This is a genomic window from Brevibacillus ruminantium (assembly GCF_023746555.1).
Taxonomy (GTDB): Bacteria; Bacillota; Bacilli; order Brevibacillales; family Brevibacillaceae; genus Brevibacillus; species Brevibacillus ruminantium.
In genome coordinates this window covers 4623152-4643200 of record NZ_CP098755.1, presented here as the reverse complement: position 1 = coordinate 4643200, position 20049 = coordinate 4623152, and the positions used below count along the sequence as shown (strand labels likewise).

Annotated in this window: 17 protein-coding genes; 14 read left to right on the top strand and 3 right to left on the bottom strand. The window is 52.1% G+C overall.

Annotation, left to right across the window (positions count from 1 at the left end):
- Positions 1–11: 11 nt before the first annotated feature.
- Both NDK47_RS22855 and NDK47_RS22850 read left to right on the top strand, forming a co-directional pair.
- Positions 12–1472 (top strand): MDR family MFS transporter, encoded by a 1461-nt coding sequence (locus NDK47_RS22855; RefSeq protein WP_251872041.1) that lies wholly within the window; start codon positions 12–14, stop codon positions 1470–1472.
- A gap of 103 nt (positions 1473–1575) precedes the next feature.
- Positions 1576–1926, top strand: coding sequence for a DUF2512 family protein (locus tag NDK47_RS22850; protein WP_251872040.1), 351 nt, complete (start codon positions 1576–1578; stop codon positions 1924–1926).
- A 47-nt stretch (positions 1927–1973) separates the two neighbouring features.
- On the opposite strand, the gene NDK47_RS22845 is transcribed toward NDK47_RS22850, so the two are convergent.
- A complete protein-coding gene (locus NDK47_RS22845) occupies positions 1974–2843 on the bottom strand; it encodes an SDR family oxidoreductase (RefSeq protein WP_251872039.1) in 870 nt (289 codons plus the stop codon).
- A 360-nt stretch (positions 2844–3203) separates the two neighbouring features.
- Here NDK47_RS22845 and coxB point away from each other — a divergent pair, with 360 nt between their 5' ends.
- The 5 genes from coxB (at position 3204) to NDK47_RS22820 (ending at position 8194) form a co-directional block, all read left to right on the top strand.
- Complete coding sequence (gene coxB / locus NDK47_RS22840) at positions 3204–4235, top strand: cytochrome c oxidase subunit II (protein ID WP_251872038.1); 1032 nt, start codon at positions 3204–3206, stop codon at positions 4233–4235.
- A 78-nt stretch (positions 4236–4313) separates the two neighbouring features.
- Positions 4314–6158 (top strand): cytochrome c oxidase subunit I, encoded by a 1845-nt coding sequence (gene ctaD / locus NDK47_RS22835; protein ID WP_251872037.1) that lies wholly within the window; start codon positions 4314–4316, stop codon positions 6156–6158.
- Complete coding sequence (locus NDK47_RS22830; protein ID WP_251872036.1) at positions 6158–6784, top strand: cytochrome (ubi)quinol oxidase subunit III; 627 nt, start codon at positions 6158–6160, stop codon at positions 6782–6784. Before ctaD ends, NDK47_RS22830 begins: the two co-directional genes overlap by 1 nt.
- A gap of 3 nt (positions 6785–6787) precedes the next feature.
- Positions 6788–7102, top strand: coding sequence for a cytochrome C oxidase subunit IV family protein (locus NDK47_RS22825; protein WP_251872035.1), 315 nt, complete (start codon positions 6788–6790; stop codon positions 7100–7102).
- Positions 7103–7990: 888 nt separating this feature from the next.
- Entirely contained in the window at positions 7991–8194 is a 204-nt protein-coding gene (locus NDK47_RS22820; RefSeq protein WP_251872034.1) for a hypothetical protein, read from the top strand.
- Between the two features lie 91 nt (positions 8195–8285).
- On the opposite strand, the gene NDK47_RS22815 is transcribed toward NDK47_RS22820, so the two are convergent.
- Positions 8286–9209, bottom strand: a complete 924-nt coding sequence (locus tag NDK47_RS22815; RefSeq protein WP_251872033.1) for a stalk domain-containing protein — start codon at positions 9207–9209, stop codon at positions 8286–8288.
- 192 nt (positions 9210–9401) lie between these two features.
- Here NDK47_RS22815 and NDK47_RS22810 point away from each other — a divergent pair, with 192 nt between their 5' ends.
- The 5 genes from NDK47_RS22810 to NDK47_RS22790 all read left to right on the top strand — a co-directional run bounded on the left by NDK47_RS22810 (position 9402) and on the right by NDK47_RS22790 (position 13901).
- Positions 9402–9836 carry a hypothetical protein gene (locus tag NDK47_RS22810; RefSeq protein ID WP_251872032.1) on the top strand — a complete coding sequence of 145 codons (435 nt, stop codon included), beginning with the start codon at positions 9402–9404 and terminating at the stop codon, positions 9834–9836.
- A 540-nt stretch (positions 9837–10376) separates the two neighbouring features.
- Positions 10377–11282: a cytochrome c oxidase assembly protein gene (locus NDK47_RS22805; RefSeq protein ID WP_251872031.1), complete on the top strand. Its 906-nt coding sequence runs from the start codon at positions 10377–10379 to the stop codon at positions 11280–11282.
- 37 nt (positions 11283–11319) lie between these two features.
- Complete coding sequence (locus NDK47_RS22800) at positions 11320–11778, top strand: DUF420 domain-containing protein (protein ID WP_251872030.1); 459 nt, start codon at positions 11320–11322, stop codon at positions 11776–11778.
- Positions 11779–11871: 93 nt separating this feature from the next.
- On the top strand, positions 11872–12807 hold the full coding sequence (gene cyoE, locus NDK47_RS22795; protein ID WP_251872029.1) for a heme o synthase: 936 nt from the start codon (positions 11872–11874) through the stop codon (positions 12805–12807).
- Positions 12808–12986: 179 nt separating this feature from the next.
- Positions 12987–13901, top strand: coding sequence for a COX15/CtaA family protein (locus tag NDK47_RS22790; RefSeq protein ID WP_251872028.1), 915 nt, complete (start codon positions 12987–12989; stop codon positions 13899–13901).
- 172 nt (positions 13902–14073) lie between these two features.
- On the opposite strand, the gene NDK47_RS22785 is transcribed toward NDK47_RS22790, so the two are convergent.
- A complete protein-coding gene (locus tag NDK47_RS22785) occupies positions 14074–14967 on the bottom strand; it encodes a hypothetical protein (RefSeq protein WP_251872027.1) in 894 nt (297 codons plus the stop codon).
- A gap of 160 nt (positions 14968–15127) precedes the next feature.
- Between NDK47_RS22785 and NDK47_RS22780 the strand changes: the two genes are divergently transcribed.
- Both NDK47_RS22780 and NDK47_RS22775 read left to right on the top strand, forming a co-directional pair.
- Positions 15128–16375 carry an exonuclease SbcCD subunit D gene (locus NDK47_RS22780; RefSeq protein ID WP_251872026.1) on the top strand — a complete coding sequence of 416 codons (1248 nt, stop codon included), beginning with the start codon at positions 15128–15130 and terminating at the stop codon, positions 16373–16375.
- The gene (locus NDK47_RS22775) at positions 16372–20031 is read left to right on the top strand and encodes an AAA family ATPase (RefSeq protein WP_251872025.1); all 3660 of its coding nucleotides are present in this window, start codon (positions 16372–16374) and stop codon (positions 20029–20031) included. Before NDK47_RS22780 ends, NDK47_RS22775 begins: the two co-directional genes overlap by 4 nt.
- Positions 20032–20049 lie beyond the last annotated feature (18 nt).

Below are 20049 nucleotides of genomic sequence, written 5' to 3'. Positions count from 1 at the left end.
CACGAATGGAAATGAAACCAGTTACGCATAAACGAAATGTCACCATTGGCGTGATGATCGCCACCTTTTTGGCAGCGATCGAGGGGACGATAGTCAGTACGGCGATGCCAACGATCGTCAGTGATCTCGGCGGTATGCATTTGATCAGTTGGGTCGTCTCGATCTATTTGCTTACCTCGGCGGTAACGACGCCGATCTTCGGCAAGCTGGCCGATCTATATGGGCGCAAAATTGTTTTTACCGTGGGAGCCCTTATCTTTTTGGCAGGCTCGGCCCTCTCCGGTTTGGCCCAGACCATGGAGCAGCTCATCTGGTTCCGGGCCTTTCAGGGGTTGGGAGCGGGTTCGATTATAACCGTTACGTATACGATTGTCGGTGATATCTATCCTTTTGAGGAAAGGGGAAAGGTTCAGGGATGGATGAGCGGGATCTGGGGGATCTCGGGAATCCTGGGGCCGTTGACCGGCGGGCTGCTTGTCGACTATGTGTCATGGCACTGGATTTTTTATATGAACATCCCGTTTGGCATTATTTCCGTCGCTTTGATTTGGTTCTATCTGCATGAGAACATCGAGAAAGTGAAAAAGCATATTGACTATGCCGGTGCTGCGGTATTTACCATCAGCGTCTCCGCATTGCTCTACGCGCTGTTGAGCGGGGGGACGGAGCATCCGTGGGGCTCTCCTTTGATTATCGGGCTGCTCGTGTTTTCCGGGTTGGGGATTCTCTTCTTCCTCTATCTGGAGAAACGCTCGCCGGAGCCGATGGTTCCGCTCGGTCTGTTTGCGATGCGGACGATGAGCATCGTCAATGTGGCTGGCTTTTTGCTGGCCGCGGTGCTGGTAGCTGTGTCCTTTTACCTGCCGCTCTGGATTCAAGGGGTTTACGGACAAGGGGCAACCGGTTCAGGTCTGACGCTGATCCCTATGTCTGTCGGCTGGCCGATTGGAGCCGCATTGAGCGGACGGTTGCTGTCGCGAATCGGAATTCGGACGACCTCGCTGATCGGTGTGACCCTGCTGATTGTCGCGACCGGGTGGCTGGCCACGATTCACCCCGAAACGCCGCATGCCATGCTGTACGGAATCACGCTTTTGGTGGGGCTAGGATTTGGGTTTGCTTTCACTTCTTTTACCGGCGCTGTGTTGAGTGTGCCGTGGAATCTGCGCGGTGTAGCAGTTTCTACGAACTCCTTTATCCGCACGCTGGGCCAAACGATCGGGATTGCGCTGTTCGGAACCCTGTTGAATTCGGCCGTAAAACAGGCGCAGAGCTTAGAGAATATTGACGTCAATAAAATACTGAATCCGCATGAAGCGGCCAAGCTTCCGGCTGAGCTGCTGGGGACAGTGCGAGAATTGCTTGCCGGCGGACTTCACCAGATATTTGTAATCCTTGCCGTTTTGGCTGCGATCAGCTGGATCGTGACGTGGGCCTATCCCAAAGAGACCATGCAGGAAGCAGCCAACTGATTCGCGGAGAGAAGGCAAGGAAAAGGTTGCAGCCTCCTGTCTGAGTAGGTAATCGTGTACCCGGGCATACTGTGGACACCTGAAAGAAGGAGGAAACGTGCCTGTGGACGGATTGCTGGTCAAGCTGATTGTAACTCCGCTGGCGGTCATCGTAGCGGATGCCTTGTTTCCCGAGGTCAACTACGCCAATCTCTACCAATCGATCGGGGTTGGATTGGTGATTGCTGTAGCCGGATATTTACTGGAGCTGCTGCTGCTGCGTCCGGGTATGCTCTGGTTGGCTACGGCGGTAGATATGATCGCGGGTTTTCTCATCGTCTGGCTGAGCGGGATGCTCTTTTCACACGCAAGCATTGCACCGATCGGCGCCGGCTTTGTCGCGATCCTGCTGGGGGTGGCTGAATACCTGCAGCATATCTGGCTGCTAAAGAGCGGCCGAGCTGAGAAAATCTAGGCTTTGTACATAGGAGCATGCCTTTCCAGGTATCAAAAAAAGCCGTCTCATGAACGAGGCGGCTTCATGCGTTTCGTCACGGCGGCTTCAAACCAGCGCCAGGGGAGCCATTGCTTGGCCAAGATCGAGAGCTTGACATCGCGTCCGACGGGGTAGCGGAGCGAGGGACGGGGATCAAGCGCAGCCCGTACGATGACATTGACGACTTCATCCGGGGGAGGGGCAGACGAAGCAATTTTATGAATGATGACTGTGAGTGCCTTCATCTGCGCAAAATAGGGGGAAGACGGGCGTGATACAACTTTTTCCATGCCTTTGTCCCAAATGCTCGTCCGGTAAGATCCGGGCTCAATCAGCACGACGTGAACACCGTGAGGGAGCATTTCCATGCGGAGTGATTCACTAAATCCTTCCACTGCGTGTTTGGAGGAGACGTAGGGGGCCAGGCCGGGAAAGCCGATTCTTCCGCTGATGCTGCTGATATTGATGATCGTACCCGACCGGCGGGAGCGCATGTGGGGAAGGACCGCCTGTGTAACGGCAATCAGGCCGAAGACATTTACCTCAAACTGCTCTCGCCATTCGCCGAGCTCGACTTCTTCGGCAAAGCCGCCAGCTGCAAAACCCGCGTTGTTTACCAGAAGATCAATCCGCCCGTGGCGTGTCACCACGTCGTCTACAGTAGCCGAGACTTTATCCGGCTTGGTGACATCCATTCGCACCACTTCGACAGTATCGGCTACGCCTTGGTCTGCGGCAAGCTTGTCCAGTTGCCCGCTGCGGGCGGGATCACGCATGGAGGCGATGACATGGAAGCCAGCCTTGGCCAGCGCCACCGCAGCAAGCAGGCCAAATCCGCTGGAACAGCCGGTGAGCATGGCTACCCGCTTGGCAGCTGCCTTTCTCGTATCTCTCATGTTTTCTCCCCTTCAATTTCCACTATCTCCACGGCTGGGAAATAAATTTTACGAAAATGTTCATAAATTTGTTAACAGAATTATAACAAATGGCCTCCGATATCGGGATAAATTTATGTATACTGAAAGAGCTATCTCGTAAAGATAGTATTCTGCTGTGGCCCTTACTCCTCTATACATATGTCAACGAGCAAATGCTAGCAGGCCAAGGTTGCTAATCCAATTCCCGATTGGTTATCATAGGTGGTGGAAAGTAGCAACAGGGGCTGTTTTTGGCAGGTGGAGGAGTATGAAATATACGCTGTGTCGATATGATGCGACAGGGCGTAATCAACATGAAAGAAAGAGGGGTTCATTGGTATGAAGAGTTGGCAACAATCTTGGCGTCAGCTTTTCTTGTTTGGATTGCTGGCGCTGGCGCTGTCCGGTTGTGGCAAAGAAGAGCTCTCTGCACTGACGCCGCAGGGGCCGGTTGCCGCGATGCAATTCGACTTGATGAAGCTTACGGCCTCCATCATGATCGGGGTCTTTATCGTCGTTGTACTGATCCTCACCTACGTTCTTATTCGTTTCCGTAAGCGTCCTGGACAGGAAGGCATTCCGAAGCAAGTGGAAGGCAGTCACACTCTGGAAATCATTTGGACGGTCATTCCGTTCTTGCTGCTGATCATCATGGCAGTGCCGACCGTAACCACAGGATTTACACTGGGGAAAGAATACAACAGCGAAGAAGCGCTTCAGGTTCGCGTTACCGCTCACCAGTTCTGGTGGGAATTCGAGTATCCGGATCTGGGTGTAGCGACTGCGCAAGACCTGGTTATGCCTGTTGGCCAAAAGGTCCAGTTCACCTTGACGTCCGCTGACGTTATGCACGCGTTCTGGATTCCGGCTCTCGGCGGTAAAATCGACACCAACCCGGGACTGGACAACAAATTCTGGCTGCAAGCTGACCGTACAGGTACATTCTACGGGAAATGCGCGGAGCTCTGTGGTGCGTCTCACGCTTTGATGGACTTCAAAGTAGAGGTAATGGAACAAGATGCATTTGCAGCCTGGATTGATAAAATGAAGGGCGTGCAAGCAGTTGAACCGGCAAAGGCTCAAACTCCATTGGCGGTTCAAGGTCAGCAAATCTTTGACAAGAGCTGCTTGGGTTGCCACGCAGTAGCCGGCAAAGGTGGAAAAATGGGGCCAAACCTGACCAACTTCGCTGATCGTACCCTCATCGCGGGTATCCTCAATCACGATGATGAAAACCTTGCCGCATGGTTGAAAGATCCGCAAAAGGTGAAACCAGGCAACCTCATGCCAAACCTGAATCTGGATGACGAGCAGGTAAAAGCATTGGTCGAGTACATGTCGACTCTTAGCGTAAAAGACGAGCAAAAATAGTCTGATCTTCAAAGTTAGATTTTCTAGTATTAGTATGACATTGTCTTGAGGCAGTGACGCTAAAAAGGAGGTAAAACCGTGTCTGCACATGCTCATGCACCTAAGCGGTCGGGAATTGCTGATTGGCTCACTACCGTTGACCATAAGAAAATCGGGATCTTGTATCTGATTGCCGGTGGGTTCTTCTTCTTGGCTGGCGGTATTGAAGCACTGCTGATTCGTTTGCAGTTGATGTATCCGAATCTTTCCTTAGTTGGTGCGAAGACGTTTAACGAACTGATTACCATGCACGGAACTACAATGATCTTCCTGGCAGCAATGCCGGTCATCTTTGCACTGATGAACGCGATCGTTCCGTTGCAAATTGGTGCCCGCGACGTTGCGTTCCCGTTTGTAAACGCACTCGGATTCTGGCTCTTCTTCTTTGGGGGAGTTCTGATCAACACAAGCTGGTTCCTCGGCGGTGCGCCGGATGCCGGCTGGACATCGTATGCAACGCTTGCTTTGAACCAATACAGCAAGGGATCAGGGGTTGACTTTTACGTCCTTGGTCTGCAGATCGCCGGTCTTGGTACGTTGATCGGGGGTATCAACTTCCTGGTAACCATCATCAACATGCGCGCTCCAGGTATGACCTTTATGCGTATGCCGATGTTCACCTGGTCCGCATTTGTTACTTCCGGTTTGATTCTGTTTGCTTTCCCGGCCGTCACGGTTGGTCTGGTGCTTCTGATGTTTGACCGTCTGTTCGGAGCAGCGTTCTTCAACCCGGATATGGGTGGTAACGTTGTAATCTGGCAGCACTTGTTCTGGATCTTCGGTCACCCCGAAGTTTACATTCTGATTCTGCCGGCTTTCGGTATCATTTCCGAAGTCGTAAGTACCTTCTCCCGGAAGCGTCTGTTTGGATACAGCTCCATGGTCTTTGCAACCGCACTGATCGGCTTCCTCGGCTTCATGGTGTGGGCTCACCACATGTTTACGACCGGTATGGGCCCTGTCGCCAACACACTGTTTGGTCTGGCAACGATGTTGATTGCCGTTCCGACAGGTATTAAAATCTTTAACTGGCTGTTGACCATGTGGGGCGGTCAAATCCGCTTCCCCACCGCGAACCTGTTCGCAGTAGGATTTATTCCTACCTTTACGATTGGTGGTATGACAGGGGTTATGCTGTCGATTCCGGCTGCAGACTACCAGTACCATGACACGTATTTTGTTGTTGCTCACTTCCACTACGTAATCGTCGGTGGTATGGCGTTTGGTCTCTTTGCAGGTCTGTACTACTGGTGGCCAAAAATGTTCGGTAAGGTTCTGAACGAAACGCTTGGCAAATGGAGCTTCTGGACATTCTTTATCGGCTTCCATCTGACCTTCTTCCCGCAGCACTTCCTCGGATTGATGGGAATGCCGCGCCGCGTATTTACATTCTTGCCTGGACAGAACTTGGAATTTGGTAACTTTATCAGTACGATCGGTGTATTTGGAATGACAATCGGAACGATCCTCTTCCTGTTGAACGCTTACGTGACAGCGAAGAGTGGCAAACGCGCTCCTGCAGACCCGTGGGATGGACGTACGCTCGAATGGTCGATTCCATCTCCGCCGCCTGAGTACAACTTTGCTCAAACTCCGCTTGTACGCGGTCTCGATGCCCTGTGGGTAGAGAAAATGGCCGGTAACAAAGGCATGACGCCAGCAGAACCGCTGGGTTCGATCCACATGCCATCTGGTTCCATCCTGCCGTTCCTGATGTCTGGCGGCCTGTTTATCGCAGGTTACGGCTTCATGTACCACAAATACGTGCTGGTCGGAATTGGCATGGTGATTTTCTTCTCCTGCATGATGATTCGTTCTTTGAAAGACGACCCTGGTTATCATATTGATCCGGTTGAAATGGATGAAAAGGGGGTTAAGGCGTAATGGCAACTCATCACGTATCCACGGTTCTGCCTGATGAACCGGAAAAAGCCACCCTCGAAGGGAAAAATAAGATTCTCGGGTTCTGGCTCTTCCTCGGAGGAGAGACGGTCCTGTTCGGTTCTCTGTTTGCTACCTTTATCGCCTTGCGTGATCAAACAAATGGCGGGCCTACTTCCCAGCAATTGTTTGACATGCCGCTCGTAGCAGCAGCAACCCTGATTCTTTTGACCAGCTCGCTGACCAGCGTGTTTGCGATCTTGGCGCTTCACAAGCATGACCTGAAAAAAATGCAAGTATGGATGACCGTGACCGTTCTGCTGGGTCTGTGCTTCCTGGCTTTGGAGATTTACGAGTTTGTTCATTACGTGCATATGGGGCATAAGATGACTTCAGGTGCATTTGGTTCCGCCTTTTACACGCTAGTCGGGTTCCACGGAGCGCACGTGTTGTTCGGGATTATCTGGATTGCGACGATTCAGCTTCAGACTGTGAAAAAAGGTCTGACGGTTGTTACGGCTCCGAAGTTCTATCTAGCTAGCTTGTACTGGCACTTCATCGACGTCGTATGGGTATTCATCTTTACCGTGGTATACCTCATGGGTATGATCGGTGGAAAGGTGGGGTAATCGATGGGAGCACATGTTCATGATGAACCGCGCAAGCCAAAGGTAAAGCAGGATGGTGCGAAAAAGCATGTGATCGCCTTTATTGCATCACTGGTTCTAACTGCACTGGCTTTTGCAGCCGTAGGCTTTGAAGTGGTGCCGACCGGTTTTACCGTTCCGTTTATCGTAGGTCTTGCCTTTGTCCAGGCGCTGTTCCAGTTGTTCTTCTGGATGCACATGGATCAAAAAGGACACGAGTTTGCACGAATTTCGATTTTTGCGGGGACATCCTTCATTTTGGTCGCAATCATCGTATTCGTATTCTGGGTTTGGTGGTAAGAAGCAAAGAGGGCAGACGCATTATCGTCTGCTCTCTTTTTTTATTTACTCATTCAGGGAGCCAAAAGAATGTAGGAAAGGGGCTGTGGGTGAAAGAAGCATGTTTCCCTACTTAGCTCCGTATTACGCCCGCAAAGGAGTGTTCCCTGTCCGCTCCAGGGTGATTCGCGGGGGACCGCAAAAGCCGCTTCGCTTCGGGGGCATCCCAAGGTTGCGCTCCTTTTTCCCGCGAATCCCCCCTCCGCTGGGTCAGGGCTCCACAGTCGCACGCAGGAAAACATGCTTCTTCAACGTTATCGTTGCTTTTTAAAGATTTGAATCCCTGAAGAGAGAAAGATAAAAAAGAAAATGAGAAATAAAAATGAAATGAAAAGAACATGAGGACGTTGAAAATGAAGATGAAAGTAGAGATGAAAGTGCAGGCAGGGGCTAAGCATGATATTTTGTTTCTTTCAAAGATAAACAGCCGATTCCGATGGTTAGAGGTAAGAATTATATATAGACAGCATTTTTACCAGAGTTTTGATCTAATATAGTATGCATGACGAGTCTGACCAAATGATATTTTGATTGAAGAGTCTGACCAAAAATATTTTGTTAAAATATTTAACATACTTGCTTTTGTGCTTTTCATCCTTTTTATTTTTTCATCTTCTTATTATTTTCTTCATTCAAAAGCGTGTATGGAGCAGTATGTCCGGAGAAGAATCATGTTTCCCTGCAGTGCGACTGTGTAGCCCAACTCAGCGGAACGGCGTTTGACGGGAAACAGGGGCGCAACCTTGGGATGACCTCGGAGCGAAGCGGCTTTTGCGCACCCCCGTCAAACGTTGTGGAGCGGACAGTGAATCATCCGGCAGGGCGGAATACGGAGCCAAGCAGGGGAACATGATTCTTCTCGCCGCGGCCACGTTGCACGGAACCAAGCAGGGGAACATGATTCTTCTCGCCGCGGCCACGTTGCACGGAACCAAGCAGGGGAACATGATTCTTCTCGCTGTAGCCTCGTTGCACGGAACCAAGCAGGGGAACATGATTCTTCTCGCCGTGGCCTCGTTGTACGGACTCCAGCCAAGGACTACCACAAGGTAGCAACATGAAAACACAACTGAATGAACAAAAAAAGAACGCGGGAGTTTATATATTCCTGCGTTCTTATTATTCATTCACGATCTACCCAGTATCACCCTAAGAAAAAGTCTCTGGCAAACACCTCAGGATCATTCACATTTACGGGAGTAATCCCTTCCGAATAGGAGCCGCTCACGCTCGTTCCTTTTTTACCGTATTTGAAAAAGAGAGCCCCTGTAGCTTTATCCACCAGAATGTCATAGGGTCCTATCAGAATCCAGTAACCGGCAGACTCATCCTTGTAGGCAAGCTGATCGATTTTTTGTTTGATTTCAGCCAATGCCTTCGTCGAGCTATCACTGCCATCTGCGTAAGCAGGGTTCTTTGAGAAGGATGTATAAGCCTGTTTCATGGCATCGCTAGCCACTTTGAGAGCCTCTTCCTTTGTGACCCGCTTCGCTCGGCCATCAAGCGAAATCAGCGGATTTTCAAAGGGCATCAAGCCGAGATTATAGCTGATCTCAATTTGAAAAGCTTCCGCTACGGCTCGCAAAGGAACGTACAGGCTGTTGTCAACGATTTGAGCGGCGATGGGCAACACGACATTTTTACCGTTGATGACAGCGTGTTTGTCCCCGGCCTGCAGGATGATGTTCTTGTTTTGATAGTCGATGGCTGCTGTTTTCTTTTTTGCGTCCCATCCTGCTTTTCCCCCTAATTCCTCAGTGATAAGTCTGATCGGAACCAGGGTATGACCGTTTTCATTTTTGATATTCACATTGGGAATAAACTGGTTGTTGATCATCAGAAACGTAAAGCGATCGACGGGATTAATCGTAGTGGTCGCCCCATTCTCATACGTAACCTTCTGTATCCAATACTTCCCGTTTTCAAAGTCGGTACGCTCCGCATCAATCGTACAACGGTACCAGGTATTGTTTTTTGTCTCTCCAAAAGCTGTGAATGGTACAAGCGCTGTCAGCAGGCTGCACATCAGGATGGACACGACGTATGACCTGATCGTTTTCCTTTTCATAAACTCACTCCTTTTTTGTGATGGTTTGCGGATTCAAGCCAGCCAAAAATGAAACTTTTTAAAATGGAGGTTGTAAAATAGCTGGCGAATCTCCCTTTATGTACTATCAGCAACCAATAAAATAGCGAGCCCGAGGCAGCTTTCTATTTTAGCCTCATTGCTGAGAGTATGGAAAAAACAGGGGGAATTGAAATGGCTTTCTCAAAGAGTGCGTATAAGAAAGCAATTGATGACCGTGATGTCGTAAACACCAAGAAATATCAACCATCGCCAAACGGAACCACGTACTGCAATATCTTTGCACAGGATGTAGCATCGGATTATGGGACACCTTTGCCATCGGGTACATGTGCGACGATGTTGAAAGCCCTGGCGGGAAACAATACGCCGCATTGGTACTCTGTGACGTACAGCCAAGCGCAAAGCCGTGCCAACCAGGGATATACGACAATCGGGATCACCTCCGATCACATCGTTATCATTTATCCTCATGGCAATACGCCAAGCGATGTATCCGAGCTGTACATGTCCATGGCCGGCTACAAATGCTTCAATGACACAAAAATCACATACGCATGGACAAAAACAGATTTGCCGAATGTGAAATTTTACTCCTGGTACGAGTAAAAAGCAAAGCTGTTGTCCAAGCGAGGACGGGGGCTGGGAGCTATAAGCGAACAGCCTCTTTTCTTGCCAGAGATGCGGCGCTTTTTTCTTGCTGAGAAGCAGTGCTTTTTTCTTGCTGAGAAGCAGTGCTTTTTTCTTGCTAAGGAGCAGTCCTTTTTTCTTGCCAAACAACACAGCGCTCTTGGCTTGGCGCTATTTTGAGATACAATTCGTATTCTGGATTATACATAAAAATTCCCTTTTTTGGAAGCGTCTTTAAAAACAGGACCTGAAGCATAAAGGCGATGGGCAAACCGAAAAGGCAGGGATAGATCCTATCAATTCCCCAGGTTTTTTGTCGCGTGTTTCGGTTCGTCTTTTTTCGGTGATTCTTTAGAGGAGTACAACAGGAAATTTGGCTTGCAGTCATAGGCCAGGCGTTGCTTTCAAGCTAGCAGCCGATTGTCAACATATTGTTCATTTTTTGGAGAGGAAGTTCCCTTGATTGACGGTATAATAGAGATTGTATAAAGGGCAACCTTTCTAATAGGTGAAAGGAGGATGAGGGATCAGATGCATGATCATCATCAGCTTGGAAATCCCGTTGACGGCGGGATTGGTTCATTTTCAGATATGTGGAGCCCCAGTGTAATTCTGATTACGATCTTATTTCTGATTTTGTACTTTGCACTTACTGGCCCGCTGCGTCATCGTTTTTCTGATTCCAGTCCGGCAAATGGAAAGCAGAAGACTTCGTTCATTTTAAGCATGCTCGTATTTTACGCAGGTGCAGGAAGTCCCATCAATTTTGTCGGTCACCATTACCTGTTTAGCATGCACATGCTGCAGATGGCACTATTGTTCTTTGTACTGCCTCCACTGCTGATGGTCAGCATACCGGGATGGTTGTGGGCTGTTATTTTCCGAAATCAGAAGGTAAACGCAGTGCTGCGCTTTTTCACGAAACCGATTGTAGCAGCCGTTGTGTTTAACGCGTTTCTCTCTTTTTATCACGTGCCGTTTATTCTTGATTTTGCATCGCTGAATCACAACGCGATGAATGCTTTCCATGTGTTCTTGTTCTTTACGGCTTTCTGCATGTGGTGGCCGATCATTGCTCCGCTCCCGCATGGTGAGGCTCAATTAGTTGGTTTGAAAAAAATGGCCTACTTGTTTGCAAACGGAATTCTGATTACACCGGCCTGTGCACTGATTATTTTTGCCGGTGAACCGGTTTACAATCATTACATCAATGCACCGCAAATCTTTAATGATTACACCCCGTTCATGGACCAACGTCTCGGGGGGATTCTGATGAAGCTGGTTCAGGAAGTAACGTACGGCTTTGTTCTGGCCCATATCTTTAAAAAGTGGCGCCAGGAAGAGAAGCAGAACGACTTGCCGATGGATCAGCAAGACCACTCGCTTTCTGTGCTTTCACCGGCGACAGACCAAAGCAGAGTGTAGGATAAGAGAAAGAGAAGCTGTGATATGAGGTGTAGCTATGCATTTTTTACTGCCTACGATCAGTACGTCATTTATCGCTACGAGCGGGATTTTGGTAGCGATCGGCTGGTATTTTATTCGTAGCCGTCAAACCGAGAAACACATCAAGACCATGAAATGGGCGGCGATTTGTGCCACGATTTTCTTTATTACGTATGTCTCCCGTACGGTTTTTATCGGAAATACCCTGTTTGGCGGTCCAGACAGCGTCCGGATTTTCTATCAGATTTTCCTGCTTTTCCACATCGTTTTGGCGACGGTGGGTGGAGTTATGGGACTGGTCACGCTTTATTACGGTTATAAAAGAAGATACGACAAACATAAGAAAATTGGACCGTGGACGTCCGTGGTCTGGTTTGGATCTGCTGTGACAGGCGTAACGGTGTATACCCTGCTGTATCTGATTTATCCGGGCGGAGAGACATCTGGCGTTCTGGATGTCATCTTTGGCTGGTAAATAGCAGCGGTTGATAAGATGTGCAAAAGCCCACTTCCTCGTGAAGTGGCGCTAGTGTGTACGGGATTTTTTCGAGAGATAGGAGGTAAAAACGTGGACCAGCAAGTGACGATGCAGGAATCGATCGAAAATGATTCCGCTGTACAGTCCTTACCAGCACAAAGGGCCACTTGGAATGATTATGTCCAGGTCACCAAACCGGGGATTACGCTGTCCAATCTGATGACCACTTTCGCTGGTCTGTGGCTCGCTTCATTTGGTCATCCCAATTGGCTGCTTGCCCTGTGGACCATGCTTGGAACGGCTTTGGTTATCATGTCGGGCGCAACCCTGAATAACTTTTACGATCGCGATCTCGACAAGAAAATGAAGCGCACCCAGGACCGCGCGATTGCGTCTGGCCGGATCTCTCCGCGGAACGCCCTGTTGCTCGGGATTGTCCTGTTGCTCCTTGGACTTTTTGTTCTCGCTTATTTTGCCAATCCGTTGGCTGCTGTATGGGGCCTGATCGGTCATATCTTTTATGTGTTGATCTATACGCCGATGAAGCGAATTACTACCTTGAATACTGTGGTGGGTGGCGTATCGGGTGCGGTTCCCCCGGTAATCGGCTGGGTAGCGGTCACCAATAACATGGACCCGGCTGCATGGCTGCTGTTCCTGATTCTCTTCCTCTGGCAGCCGCCACATTTCCTCGCGCTGGCGATGCTGAAGACAGAGGAATACCGCGCAGGCAATATTCCGATGCTGCCGGTGGTGAAAGGATTTGCGGAAACAAAACGGCAGATGTTCATCTGGGGAGCTGTTCTTCTGCCTGCGTCTCTGCTGCTTTTCTTTTACGGAAAGACGGGCTACCTGTACCTCGTCACCATGGCAGTGATGGGTGTGATCTACCTGGTTCTGCTGTTCAAGGGATTCCAGACAAAAGACGATCTGGCCTGGGCGCGAAAGCTGTTTGGATACTCGATTCTCTATTTGACTGTTTTTTGCGCAGCAATTGTGGTCAGCGCGATGCTCTACTATTTTTGACACGTAACGATCACAAATGGCAACTGAACATCCCTTGCGTGGCAGGGGATGTTTTATTACTGTGATGATGTAGCAAACCGCTTGGGTAAATGAACAAGTGCACGATAAAATATGGAGAAGGGGCAAAAACGAGCAATTCTCTTTTTGACCGTACTCTTTCGAAGTTGGGTGTAACAATTATGGATAAATGGCTGAAACGATTTGCGATCGCATCCACTTTCATTACGTTCCTTGTGATGATCGGAGGGTCTCTGGTAACCAAGACGGATTCAGCTCTGGGCTGCGGAAATGACTGGCCGCTCTGCAACGGCAGATGGGTACCCGAATATACGTTGGAATCAATGATCGAATACATGCACCGCTTCGTCACCGGAATTACCGGTATCGTGGTACTGATTTTCTCGATTATGGCTTGGCGGCGTTATCCGCGCAATCGGGAAGTACGCGGACTCGTGATGTTTAGCATGTTTTTCCTGATCCTGGAGTCATTGCTGGGGGCTTCGGCCGTGATTTGGCCACAATCCTCCGGTGTGATGGCTTTGCATTTTGGCTTTTCCCTCTTGGCTTTTAGCGGGGTCTTGCTATTGAGCATCTTCGTTCTGCAGCGGGACAAGGTCGAGAGTCTGGTGAAAGACACCGTGTCTCCCGGCTTCCGCAAAACGATCTGGGCAGTGGCCGTTTACGCCTATGCGGTAGTTTACCTGGGAGCGTATGTCAGACACACCGGCTCCAACCTGGGTTGCAGCGATTGGCCGCTCTGTCAGGGCAAGCTCATTCCGCAGCTATCGGGACAAACCGGCATTCACTTTTTGCACCGGGTGGCAGCACTTGTGCTGTTTATCGCACTTGCGATGGTGATGGTCTACGTGATTCGTCACTTTAAAGAGAAGCGCCGTGACCTGTATGTTGCCGGAATCTGGGCGTTTATTCTGATCGTGGTTCAGGTGCTTAGCGGAGGTTGGGTGGTTTTATCTCGCCTGACTCTGTACTCCACCATCTTTCACTCGGCTGTGATCACCTGCCTCTTCGGAATTATTTGTTACATGTGCTTGCAATCATTGAAAGGGCCAGAAAGAACAAAACGCCGCTCATAAGAAAAAAGAGTTTGCATGAAAAAGGAAGCCGCCTGCCGGAATCAACCGGTAGGGCGGCTTTGTTTGATGTTCAGGCTTCTGCGGAGCCGTCGCCATAATATACAGCAAGGCTTGCCGCCAGCGTAAGCCTTCTTCTGTTCAGAACACTGCTTCAGAAAAGCCCGGCATGCATCTAATTTGACGGCAAAGCGGGCGAGGAGGCGGAAGAGGAAGCGGACGAAGAACCGGAAGCGGACGAGGAAGCAGGTGAAAAGGTGCCTTTGTCAAAGGTAAAGGTATGCACCTCGGTTTGCAGGGAGGACACGGGTTTGCCCGTTTCCGGGTCCAGTTCGCGCGTCGTTTTCCAGTAGTAGAGGAGTGGGACGGGACCGGTCTGCACGATTTGGTATTGACCAATCGTTTGCGTCATCTTTCCGCCGGGAATAGACGCGGTTTCCAGCAGCGTTCCCTTCCAGGCCTCTACAAATTTTCCGTTCTCCACATACCACAGATGTGCGACATTGCTGCTAATCCCTGTTCCGCCTCCTCTGTCCAGCGTTTCAAAGAGACGTTTTCCTCCCACTTTGCCTACGTCTTCAGGAGGAACTGTCGACCACTCCGGGGGATCAAACCGCATGTAATCCCAGCGATCCAGCTGCAGGTGGGGAGCGTTCCACGGCTGCTCGGTCACAAGCGCATATTTGCCATCAGGGCGTCGGTCCAGAATATAAAAATACCCGATATGCACACTGCTGTTTACCTTGGCGACCAGCTCCAGTTCCGGGTCATCGTCCAATTGTACCCACGTAAAACGCAAATCCTTCAGGAGCTCGTCTGTTACTTTGGTAGTAGCGACGGCGTTGATCCAGGACTGAATCTGACGGATATCCGTCTGGGCGGCGGTCAATGGACTTTTGGCAGGGGCCGGTGCTTTTTGGGCGGGAGTAGCAGGAGCGGCAGGGGTACTTGTCTTGGTGGAGTCTGCTTGATTTTTGCCGATCAAAGGAGACGAGGCATTTGCAGAGAATGAGAGCGTGCAACCCAGCATAAGTACCGGGACAACGGCAAGGAAAGGGCGAAGTTTCATGGATTCCGGGTACTCCTTTCAATATTCTACTGGATAGGACGTCCAGATTGGGGAAAAGTTACACGACCCGGAGAACTTTGCCGGCTGCGGATGGCTCCGCAATTGCGGGGGTATCTGTGTTACAATAAACGCAAACACATGATCGGAAGCAGGTGGTTTCATGCGAATCTTACATACAGCCGATTGGCATTTTGGCCGGCAGCTGGAGGGGCGGGACCGGCGCGAGGAACAGGCGGAGTTTATCGATGAGCTATGCCGCATTGTTGAGGAGAAAGAAGTCCATCTGGTTTTGGTTGCAGGGGACGTTTATGATTCGGTCAATCCGCCAGCTTGGGCAGAAGAGCTGTTTTACGCTGCCCTGGAACGGCTCTCTGACGGAGGGAAGCGCGCAGTTGTGGTGATTGCGGGCAACCACGATCAGCCGGAGCGCGTTCGTGCAGCGGCTCCGCTTGCGACCAAGCAGGGAATCGTTCTGTTGGGGCTGCCGAAAGAAGCGCCGCTGCTTTCAGTAGATGACGTATCTGCGGAGCGGGTGCGTGTGGTAAAGGGAGGACCGTCCTGGATGGAGCTGGCTGTCCCGGAGGTGGATCATCATGCCGTGATTCTGGCTTTGCCTTATCCCTCCGAAGCACGGCTGAAAGAGCTGTTGAGCGATAGCTTTACCCAGGAGCAGCTGCAGCTCGCCTTTTCGGAGCGGATCAAGGAGCTTCTGGCGGAGCTTTCCGCTCATTTTAGAGAGGATACGGTGAATCTGGTGACCAGCCATCTGTTCGTGATGGGTGGAAGGGAGAGCGATTCGGAGCGCCCGATCCAGATTGGCGGGGCATTGACCGTGTCCCCGTCCGCCTTCCCTGAAAATGCAGATTACGTGGCCCTCGGACACCTGCATCGTCTGCAGAAGCTGGGGGAAAAACCGCTCATCCGCTACAGCGGCTCTCCGCTCGGATACTCGTTCTCGGAAGCAGGGCAGAGCAAGGCGGTTGTGATCGTGGAGGTGATTCCCGGAGAGCCTCCTCAGGAGGAAATTGTCTATCTGACGAGCGGCAGGCCGTTAGCCAGATGGAAGGCCACAGAAGGGATCGCCCAGGTGGAAAAATGGCTGGAAGAGGGCAGAGACGCCGGAGCCTGGATTGATCTGGAGCTGCACGTCTCCGATGTGATTGATCCGGCAGAGTTTCAGCGATTGCGCAAATTAAGCGATGATTTTTTGAAAATACAGCGTGTTGTCGTGCGGGAGGAGTCGGCTGAGCAGATATCCGAGCAGCGGACGGAGCTGAGCGAGCTTTTGCCGGATCAGCTCTTCCGCCGCTTCTACGAGCGAAAACGGGGGGCGCAGCCGGACGAGAAGCTGGTGGCTCTGTTTCAGCGTCTGCTCAGTGAGACTGGCGAAGGGGAGGAGAGAAAATGAAGCCCATTCAATTGAAGCTGGCCGGCTTGCACAGCTACCGTGAGCTGCAGGTGGTCGATTTCGAAAAACTGTGTGAAGCCGGCCTCTTTGGAATCTTCGGCCCCACGGGGAGCGGCAAGTCCACCATCCTCGATGCGATCACGCTGGCACTCTACGGGCAGGTGGTGCGTTCAGGCGGAGCGAGCCATCCCAAAGAAGTGCTGAACCAACTGGAGCAGCGTGTCTATGTGTCCTTCACCTTTGAGCTGGGGTCAGGGGCGGAGCGGAAACGCTACACCATCGAGCGGGAATTTGGCTTAAATAAAAATGGCAACTGGAAACAGCCGGAGGTGCGTCTCATCCAGTACGCAGCCGATGCGGAAGAGGAGGATGTCGTGCTGGAATCAAAGGCGACTTCCGCTACAGCGGCGATCGAGGATTTGATCGGCCTGACATTGCAGGATTTTACCAGAGCGGTTGTACTGCCGCAGGGGCAATTTTCCCGCTTCTTGACGCTGAAGGGGAGCGACCGCAATGAGATGCTCCAGCGCATGTTTCATTTACATATCTATGGAGAAAAGCTGAGTGAGCGGGTACGTGCGGGATTGGAGGCGACACGGGAACGCATTTATCTGCTGGAGCTGGAAAAGGCGGCTCTCGGGGAAGCAGGACCGGAAGCGCTGGAAACAGCCCGGCAGGCATGGGAAGAGGCTTCCCGGCATGCACAAGGCTTTGCCGAGCAGCGGAAGAGCATGGAGCAGTCTGTCCGGCAGGCAGAGCAGTTGTACCGCTGGCAGGAGGAGTTGAAGCAGGTCCGTCTGCGGCTGGAAGAACAGTTGTCGTGGCAGGAAGAGGCGGCCGTGTGGGAGCAGCAGTCGCAGCTTCTGGAAGCGAGTATCCGGCTGTGGCCGCAGGTGCAGCAAGCGGAGCGCCTGGACCGGGAATGGTACGAGACGGCAGCCGACTTGAAACAGTGGCAGCAGAAGCAGGAAGAAGCCATGCTTGCCAACAGGATGGCGGAGGAAGCCTATTTGCACAGCCAATCCACTTTGCATAGGGAAGAACCGCTCTTGATCGAGCGGAAGTCCAGATTGATCCAGGCCGCGGAGTGGGAAGAAGAACTGCAAGCGCTGCGCGAGGAATGGAGCAGATGGGAGCAAGAGTGGCAGAAGGTCGGAGAAGAGCTGTCTGTACTCGAGGGACAGCTTGTCCGTGACAAGGAATCCCTGGAGCTCTGGGAAAAAGAACGGACGGAGCTGGACGCAGCGCTGATAAAGGCGCAGGTTAAGCCAGAATGGCGGGAATTGATCACAGGTTTGCGGGAAGCCAGGCAGACCTGGGAGCGGGCGGAGCAGAAGCGCAAGGAGCTGGCTGGCGACCTGGACACAGCCTTGGACGAGCAGAAAAAGGCTGCTGCCGAGCTGAATGCCACCAGACAGGCGTGGGAGAAAAGCGCTGCCCAGCTAACAGAGGCGCGGGAAAAGCTGGCCGAGCTGGATGCCAACCCGCCGATGACGGACGCCGAGTGGCAGGAAAAGCTGGACATTTTATCCCAGATCAAGCAGTGGGGGAAACAGTGGCGGGAACAAGAGAAAGCCCTTGCCGACTGGGAGAAGAGATGGCAGGAAGCGACGCACGATAAAGAGCAGGCATGGTCCCGGCTGCAAGCCTGTGAGCAGTCCAGGAAAAGAGAAGAGGCAGCCTTGCACGAGCAGCAGACTGCACGTGAACAGCTTCGGGCCGAATGGGAGCAGTGGCAGGAGAGCAACATGGCACGCATGCTGCGTGAACGACTCACAGAGGGTGAACCGTGTCCGGTCTGCGGTTCAGCGCATCATCCTCTGCAGCAGAAGGATACGGACCGAGTCGTACATAACACAGAGCAGGTCAGCGAGAGCGAAACCATCCGCAAACGGATGCGCGAGGCGGACGAGGCGATTCGCCTGGCTGAACAGAAAGCCAAAACGGCTGTGGAAGAATGGCATGCAGCCAAGAGTGCCGATACCGTCCGGGAAGAACGGCTGAACGCCCTTCGCCAGGAGCGGACAGGGATCGAGGAGCGGGTTCGTGCCATTCACCTGGCATGTGCAGCATGCGGTGAAGGCTGGGCTGTGAACGGAATTGACGAGCTGCTGCGCAGGTATCAAGAGGAAGAACAGCAGCTCACGCGTGAATCACAAAAGCGGGAGCTGTATCGTACGGAACGGGAACGCCTGCAAAAAATCGTGGACGAGCTTCGCGACAGGGAAGCAGAACAGAAGCGTCTGCAGGAGCGGTATACAGTTCTCGGAGAACAGCTTCAGAAAAAAGTACAGGAGGCACAGACCCGGCTGGATGCCGCCCTTGTGCAGTCCAAGCAGGAGAAGCAGCGTCTGAGCGATCTGCGTGGCGACATAGCGGTCGAGGAGATCGAGGGCCACTGGCAGGAAATCGGAAAACGAGACCGCGATGCGGAAAACCTGCGGCAAGTGCGCACACAAAAGGAAGCTCATTACCAGCAAAGGCTGGCAGCGTACCAGGAGGCCGCCACGCGTCAGACCGCACTGCAGTCGCAGGAGACGCTGCTGCGCGAGCGGATCGGCGAGCGCAAACGTCTCTGGGAGCAAAAGCACAGCCTGTGGCACGAGCGCACGGGAGGAAAACCAGCGCAGGAACAGTTGCGGGAAGCAGAAGAAACCCTGCTCTCGCTGCGCACGTCTTTGGCGGAAGCGGAGGAGCGGCGCAAACAGACGGGGACTATCCGGGAAGAGGTGCAAAATACCGTCGTCAAACTGACGGAAACGTATGCCTATCTGACGAGACAGCGTTCAGAGGCGGCAGAGAGTCTGCAAAAAGCTTTGGCAGAGAGTGGTTTGGGCACGGTGGAACAGGCAGTCGGATTGTACAGCCGCCGCGATCAGCTTTCAACCTTAAAGGAACAGCTTGCGGCGTATCAGACGGAGCTTGCCCGCTTGCGGTTTGAGGAAGAGCGTCTGCTCCGTTCCCTGGACGGACGAATGATCAGCGAGGAAGAGTGGCAGGCGGCCAAGCTCGCCTGGGAAGAGGCAGAAGCAGGACACCAATCAGCCAAGGAACAGGTGGCAGTGACTCGTCAAGCATTCACGGCTGTGGAGCAGAATCACGAAAAATGGGTAGCCTTGCAGACTCGCCTCGATGAAGAAGCGGATGAGCAGAGCCGTCTGGAGGAGCTGAAAAAGCTTTTGGAGGGGAAGGCATTCGTCCAGTTTATCGCCGAGGAAAAGCTGTCTTCCATCGCGCGGGATGCCTCCTATCACCTGATGCGCATGACCAAAAATCGGTACGCGCTGGAGATCGGCGATGGCGGCGAATTTGTCCTGCGCGATGAGGGGGCCGGAGGAATGCGCAGACCGGTCAGCACGCTCTCCGGCGGAGAGACCTTTCTCACCTCGCTTTCGCTGGCGCTCGCGCTGTCGATGGAAATTCAGATGCGCGGCGGGCGCCTGGAATTCTTTTTCCTGGACGAAGGCTTCGGCACACTGGATCCAGAGCTGCTGGAGGTTGTCATGGACGCGCTGGAGAGGCTGCGCATGGATGATTTTACGATCGGGGTAATCAGCCATGTCCCGGACATCCGTGTACGCATGCCGCGCCGTCTGGTGATCACTCCGGCTGAGCCGATGGGCGAAGGCAGCGTCATACGCATGGAAACGGAATAAACGAATGAACGATGAGGA